Here is a 6319-nt window from a genome sequence, read left to right as displayed (position 1 = left end):
TTGGGTCGGGTCGGGCCGGCCGGGTGGTGTCTTCGTGGGCGTTTGGGGGGGGGGGCCGGCCGGGGGGGTGGGGCGGCGCCGGTCGGGGGCGGGGGGCGCCGGACCGGCTCAGTCGCAGGTGACCGCGAGGAGCGCGACCCTGCACGTGCGGCTCGCCGTGTCGTTCGCCGCGACCGGGTCGGCCGGGGCGCCGGAGGTGCGGGCGGCGGTGACGGTGAACGTCCGGCCGAGGTTGGCCAGCAGGCCCACCTGGAGCGCGAGGTGGCGGGTGGTGCTCGCGCCGGCGGCCAGCGGGGCGGTGAGCGCGCAGGTCAGCCGCCCGGCGGCGACGGTGCAGTCGGTGCTGGTCGCGACGAGCCCGGCGGGCAGGGCGGCCTCGACGGTCGCGGCGGTCACCTCGCCGGGTCCCCGGCCGGTGAGGGTCAGCGTGTAGTCGACGCGTCCGGCGAGCAGGCCGGACCCCGGGGCGGCGGAGAGCGCGACGGCGAGGTCGGCGGCGGGCGCCTGGTAGCCGAACCGGTCGGCGGCCGTGACCGCGCTGGTGCCGCCGGGCGTGGTGACCCGGACGTCGACCGTCCCGGCGGCCGCCGCGGGCGGCGCGGTGGCGGTGCAGGAGGTCGCGGTGCAGGACAAGGAGGCGGCGTCGCCGGCGGCGCCGAAGCTCACGGCGGTGGCGCCGGCCAGGTCGGTGCCGGTGACGGTGACGACGGTGCCGCCGGCCTGCGGGCCGCTCGCGGGGCTGATCCCGGTGACCGCGGGCACCGGCAGCGGGAAGGCGAGGACGCTCACCGCTCCGCCGTCGAAGTCGGCCAGGTAGCCGCGCCGGGAGTCGGGCGCGAACGCCAGCGTGAACGGGCTCGCCCCCACCGGGACGGTGGCGGTGACGGTGCCGCTCGCGGCGTCGAGCACGCTGAGCGTGCCGTCGGCGTAGTTGCTCGCGTAGACGGAGCGGCCGTCGGGGGCCGCGGCGACCGCGTACGGGTTGGCGCCGACCGGGACGGTCGCGGTCAGGGCCAGGGTGGCGGTGTCCACCACGCCGACGGTGGAGTCCGCGCCGTTGCCGGTCCAGAGCCGGGAGCCGTCGGGGGCCAGGGCGAGGCCGAAGACGCCGTGGCCGACCGGTATCGAGGCGCTCACGGTGGCGGTGGCGGTGTCGATGACGTCGACCCGCTGCCCGCCGGAGGCCGCCACGTACACCCGCCCGCCGTCGGGGGCCACGGCCAGCCCGTGCGGTTCGGCGCCGACCGGGACGGTGGCGGTGACGGTGCCGCTCGCGGTGTCGAGCACGCTGACCGTGTCGGCGTCCGCGTTGCTCACGTACGCGCGGGCGCCGTCGGGGGCGACCACCACGCCGAAGGCTCCGGCGCCGACCGGGACGGTGGCGGTGACGGCGGAGCTCGCGGTGTCCACCACGCTGACCGTGCCGGTGAGGTGGTGGGTGAGGTAGGCGTGCCCGCCGTCGGGCGCGAAGGCCACCGCGTAGGAGCCGGTACCGGCGGTGAACGTGCCGGTGACCGCGCCGGTGGCGGTGGACAGCACGGTCACCGTGCCGCTGCTCTGGCTGGTCACGTAGGCCCGCCCGCCGTCCGGCGCGAGCGCGACGCCCGCCGGGTACGGCGCGACGGCGACGGTGGCCGTCACCGTGGGCGGCACGGTGACGGCAGCGGCGGCGGCGGGCTGGGCCAGCAGCGCGGCGGTGGCCGCGCCGACGGCGGCCACCGCCGTCCAGGAGCGGCGCGGGAGGGGACGTCTGGTCAACGGGGTCTCCAGGCTCGTCGGAGGGACGGGCGGTCCCCCCGGGTCGCCCGAAGCGTAGAGGCGGGCCTGACGGATCATCAGCGGATGACCGGGATTGTCATCAGCCGTTCAAATTCGGGCAGATGGTCACCATTCGAACCTTCGTCGGCCACCGGGGGCCGCCGAGGGTCATCGAGGACCGCCGGGAACCGCCGGGCACCGGCCGGGGGAAGCCGAAAACGGGCGGGCGCACAACGCTCGTCCGGACGGCGATCGTTTCCGGCCACTACACTCCTGCGCAGGAGACCCGGTACGCAGGAGACCGGTACGCGGGACGGCGGGAGGAACGGCGACGATGGCCGAGGACGAACGGGCCGAGGTGCCCACCCGCACCCTGGTCGAGGGCATGGTCCGGGCGGACGGCACCATCGACGCCGGCGAGCTGTACGGCGTCGCGGGCGAGCTCGGCATGACCGACCAGCAGGTGCGCCTGTGCATCAAGCGGATGGCGGCCGACGGCCTCCTCGTCCAGGAGGGCCGCGGCCGGCGCGCCGTGCTGCGCGAGACCGACCGGGCCCGCCGCTCCGCCGAGCCGGAGGCCGGGTTCGTCCGCCACATGTACGCCCAGGACGCCGGGCTCGCCCCGTGGGACGGCCGCTGGCACCTGGTCGCCTTCGCCGTCCCCGAGGCCGCCCGCACCGCGCGGGACGCGCTGCGCGAAGCGCTGGTCCGGCTCGGCGGCGCGGCCCTCCAGGGCGGGCTCTACGTCAGCGCCAACGCCTGGGAGGCCCTCGTCGAGGCCGAGGCCGCCCACCTCGGCGTCCGGGACTGCGTCACCCTGCTCACCAGCACCGACCTGCGCATCGCGGGCGAGGAGGACCCGCCCGCCCTGGCCCGCCGGCTCTGGCCGCTCGACGACCTCGCCGCGGGCCACCGCCGGCTGGCCGCCCTGGCCGCCGCGCGCCTCGCCCGGCTGACCGCCCCGGACCCGGCGGACGCCCCCGCCCGGATCGAGCGGCTCGCGATCGCCGTCGAGCTGGCCGCCGAGTTCACCCGGGCCACCGCCGACGACCCGCTGCTCCCGCCCGAGCTGCTTCCCCGGCCCTGGCCCGGCGCCGAGGCCCGGGCGCTCACCGCCGACTGCTGGCGTCTGCTGCGCCGCGGCGGGCGGGACGCCCCCGAGCCCGGCCCCCGGTTCTTCCAGCGGTACGACGAGGTCATGACCGAGATCACCGGCGAGCCCCGGACGGCCTGAACGGCCGCCGGGGCACGGGCGGACGTCCCGGCGCCCGACGTCCCGGCGCCCGGCAAGCAGGTGCCCGGCACACAGGTGCCCGACGACTCAGCGCTTGACGACTCAGCGCTTGACGACTCAGCGCTTGACGGCCACGCCGCCGTACATCGCGATGTCCTGGTCGCGCACCCGCGCGGCCCCCGGCTCCGGGCGCCAGTGGTGGACCAGCGTGACGCCCGGGTCCAGCAGCTCGTAGCCGTCGAAGAACGCCAGCGTCTCGGCCCGGTCCCGGATCTGCAGCGGAATGCCCCGGGCGTTGTACTCGCGGCCCACCCCGCCGACACCGACCGGGTCGGTGTCGCCGGTGAAGACGGTCAGGGCGAGGAAGCTGCCGGGCGCCAGGTGGTCCATCAGCCGGCGCACGATGCCCTGCGGGTCGTCCTCGTCGAGGACGAAGTGCACGATGGCGATCAGCGAGAGCGCCACCGGCTGCGTCAGGTCGAGGACCTCGCGCAGCCGCGGCGCGTGCACGATCGAGTCGACGTCGCGCAGGTCGGCGTCCAGGTAGGCGGTGCGGCCCTCCGGCCGGCTGGACATCAGCGCCCGGGCGTGGGTCAGCACGATCGGGTCGTTGTCGACGTACACCACCCGTGAGCTCGGCGCCACCTCCTGGGCGATCTCGTGCACGTTCGGCGCGGCGGGGATGCCCGCGCCGATGTCCAGGAACTGCCGCACGCCGTGCTCCTCGGCGAGGTGGCGGACCACCCGCTCCATGAAGCCCCGGGTGGTCCGCATCGAGGTCGGCAGCGCCGGCCAGGCCTTGACCGAGGCGTGCGCGGCGGCCCGGTCCGGCTCGAAGTTGGTCTTGCCGCCGATGAGGTAGTCGTACACACGTGCCGAGTGCGGGACGTCCATCCGGAGGTCCACCCCCGTCCAGCCGTCCTCGCCCCGTCCGCCCGTCCGCTCCCCCGACACCCGGTCAGCGCGCGCCATGCCCACCCCTCCGTACATCCCCGTTGATGTTCCGTCCGTGCTCCGTCGGCGCGCCCGGCCCGCGTCGGCTCCGCAGGCTCCGCGCCTTGGTGCGCATGGTAACCGTAACCCGGGGAAGGGCGGCCCGGCGGGCCCTCAGATCTGCCCGAACAGGGCCGTGAAGGCTGCCTCCAGGCCGCTCACCGCCGCGGCGAGCACCGCGACCGTGCGCAGCGCGTCGGACACCGTGCGGACCCGGCGGCGCAGCGGGCCCTCGCGGGGCTCGTCGAGCGCCGCCTCGTCGAGGATCCCGGCGAGCGCGGCGTCGGCGTCCTCGGCGTCCTCCTCCGGTACGGCGCCCGGCTGTTCGGCCCGCAGCCGGGCGAGCGCAGCGCGCAACGCCCGCGCCTCGGACCGCAGTTGCTCCGGTCCGCCGGGCCCCTGGGGATCGTCGGCCCCGGCGCCGATCGACACGGTCGCGCCCCGGCCGCCGGCCACGTGGCCGTGCACGGTGGAGCCGACCACCTGGACTCCGCCGTCGTTGCGGTTGCCCGCCGGCGGCTGCTGTTCCGTCATGTGCCCTTCCCCTTCGGCAGGTTGATCGTCGCCCCGGCTCCGCCCGCGACCGGGCCGTCCACGGTGGAGTTGACCACCTGGACGCCGCCGTTGTTGATGTTGGTGATGCTCTGGCTCTGCTCCTCGAAGGCCGCGTTGTCGTAGCCGCGCGCCCGCAACTCGCCGCCGACGGCGCTGAACACCCGCTGGGTGACGGTGTTGAGGAAGCGCTGCACGTCGTGTTCCTGGAAGAGGTTCTCGTACACCCCGGCGGACCCGAGCTCGCGCGCACTGGTCCGGGGCGCGTAGTCGACCGCGCGGCCGGCCCGGATGCTCGCGGCGTAGTGCTGGCGGTGCCTGGCCCCCCGGCTGTTCGAGGCCTGCACCTCCCACAGCTGGCGGACGGCGGCGCCGACGTCGCGGCTGAGCCGACGGGCGGCCCAGCCGAGCGCGTTCACCGCGTGGCCGAGGTCGGAGCGCTCCCCGAGCAGGTCGACCACGTGGTAGTGGTGCGCGACCGGGCCGAGCACGTGCGGCAGCCACTCCAGGTAGAGCAGTCCGCCCCGGGTGCTGGCGCGGACCAGCACGGTGACGATCACCTCCTCCTGCCAGGAGCCGACCCTGACCGCCAGGTAGTGACGCAGCCGCTCGTGCCCGGTACGGCTCAGCAGGTCGGCCCAGGCGGGTTCGAGCCGGAAGCCGCCGCCCGCCCGGACGGACATCGCGCCGAGCCAGTCCGCCGGGCGGTCGTCGCGCAGACCGGGCCGGTACACCCGGTCGGTGACGGACAGTCCGCGCAGCGGGTCCTCCGGATAGCGCGGGTCCTCCGCCAGTGCGCGGACCTGCTGGGCGATGGCCCGGTAGAGCACGGCCGCGTCGATCGGGTCGGGTGCCCGCCCCTCGGCCTCGCGTTCGGCGGAGGGCCGCAGTTCGAAGGTCATCCGCCAGGCGCGCCCGGACACGCCGAGGCCGACCAGCGGCGCCTGGCGGCTGTAGAGCAGTTCGGGTCCGCCCTGCTGCTCGCGCAGCCGCTCGTAGAGCCGGGCGGCGGCGTCGCCCTGCGGTTCCACCGGGGGCACGGGGGCCGGACCGAGGCCGCCGAGGGCGACCAGCCGGCGGCGGATCCCGTACCGCAGGGCGGCCGCGATCAGGCAGAGCAGCAGCAGTTCGGCGAACACGGGCCCGAGGAAGCCGCCCCAGTCCGCGTCGTACGCGGGCAGCTCGTGCGCGACGACGCCGGCGAGCACGACCGCCAGCAGGCATCCGAGGACGAGGCCCTCGGTGCGGGCGACGCGATTGCGGGGACGCGGGGCGGGGAACTCCGTCTCTTCGGCCTCCAGGCCGAGCCGGTGGTCCATCCGGTCCGCGCCGGCGCCGAGGAACAGGACCGGCAGCAGGGCCACCAGCACCGCGACGGAACCGGCCGCGACCCCGAACAGCGGGAAGCCGAGGACGAGGACGATCAGGAGGACGGCGCCGGTCCAGGCCTCCCAGCGGCGGGCGGTGAGGGCCTCGTGCAGCACCCGGACCACGTCGGTGCCGGGCGAGGGCGCGGGGATGCGGACGGAGTGCTCGACGAGTTCCTTGATCAGCGCCCCGCGGAAGTTCCGGTCCAGCCAGGCGGCGGCACACAGGTAGCGGGTGGCGTCACCGGGGACGAGGCCGACCTGCCGGCCTTCACCCAGGCACTACTCGCCGGACAGCACCGCCTGCGCGGCCAGCCGCGCCTCCTCGGCGGTGTCCACGGCCCGCGCGGCAGCCGCCGCCCGCTCGAACTGCGCCAGCGTGTGCTTGGCCAGCGTCGCCCGCACATACGGAATC

5 protein-coding genes and 1 pseudogene are annotated in these 6319 nt (G+C 76.3%); 1 reads left to right on the top strand and 5 read right to left on the bottom strand.

The genetic code is table 11. The annotated features are described in order from the left end of the window. Positions 1-108 precede the first annotated feature (108 nt). Complete coding sequence (locus ACFXAM_RS34490) at positions 109-1758, bottom strand: beta-propeller fold lactonase family protein (RefSeq protein WP_380297338.1); 1650 nt, start codon at positions 1756-1758, stop codon at positions 109-111. A 334-nt stretch (positions 1759-2092) separates the two neighbouring features. Here ACFXAM_RS34490 and ACFXAM_RS34485 point away from each other — a divergent pair, with 334 nt between their 5' ends. Then, a complete protein-coding gene (locus tag ACFXAM_RS34485) occupies positions 2093-2992 on the top strand; it encodes a PaaX family transcriptional regulator C-terminal domain-containing protein (protein ID WP_380297337.1) in 900 nt (299 codons plus the stop codon). Positions 2993-3109: 117 nt separating this feature from the next. Here the strand turns inward: ACFXAM_RS34485 and ACFXAM_RS34480 are convergent, their stop codons facing one another. From ACFXAM_RS34480 to ACFXAM_RS34465, 4 genes and pseudogenes are all read right to left on the bottom strand, one after another. Beyond that, positions 3110-3886, bottom strand: coding sequence for an SAM-dependent methyltransferase (locus tag ACFXAM_RS34480; protein ID WP_380297348.1), 777 nt, complete (start codon positions 3884-3886; stop codon positions 3110-3112). A gap of 213 nt (positions 3887-4099) precedes the next feature. Then, a complete protein-coding gene (locus ACFXAM_RS34475; protein ID WP_380297335.1) occupies positions 4100-4519 on the bottom strand; it encodes a hypothetical protein in 420 nt (139 codons plus the stop codon). Further along, the gene (locus ACFXAM_RS34470) at positions 4516-6021 is read right to left on the bottom strand and encodes a hypothetical protein (RefSeq protein ID WP_380297333.1); all 1506 of its coding nucleotides are present in this window, start codon (positions 6019-6021) and stop codon (positions 4516-4518) included. The genes ACFXAM_RS34475 and ACFXAM_RS34470 overlap by 4 nt, the downstream gene beginning before the upstream one ends. 165 nt (positions 6022-6186) lie before the next feature. Next, positions 6187-6319, bottom strand: a pseudogene (locus tag ACFXAM_RS34465) (phosphoenolpyruvate--protein phosphotransferase); the annotation flags it as partial.

Origin of the sequence: Kitasatospora sp. NPDC059462 (assembly GCF_042749955.1) — a bacterium.
In the GTDB taxonomy this organism is placed as follows: domain Bacteria; phylum Actinomycetota; class Actinomycetes; order Streptomycetales; family Streptomycetaceae; genus Kitasatospora.
The sequence above is the reverse complement of the archived record's forward strand: the minus strand, read 5'-3'. Positions and strand labels throughout refer to the sequence as shown.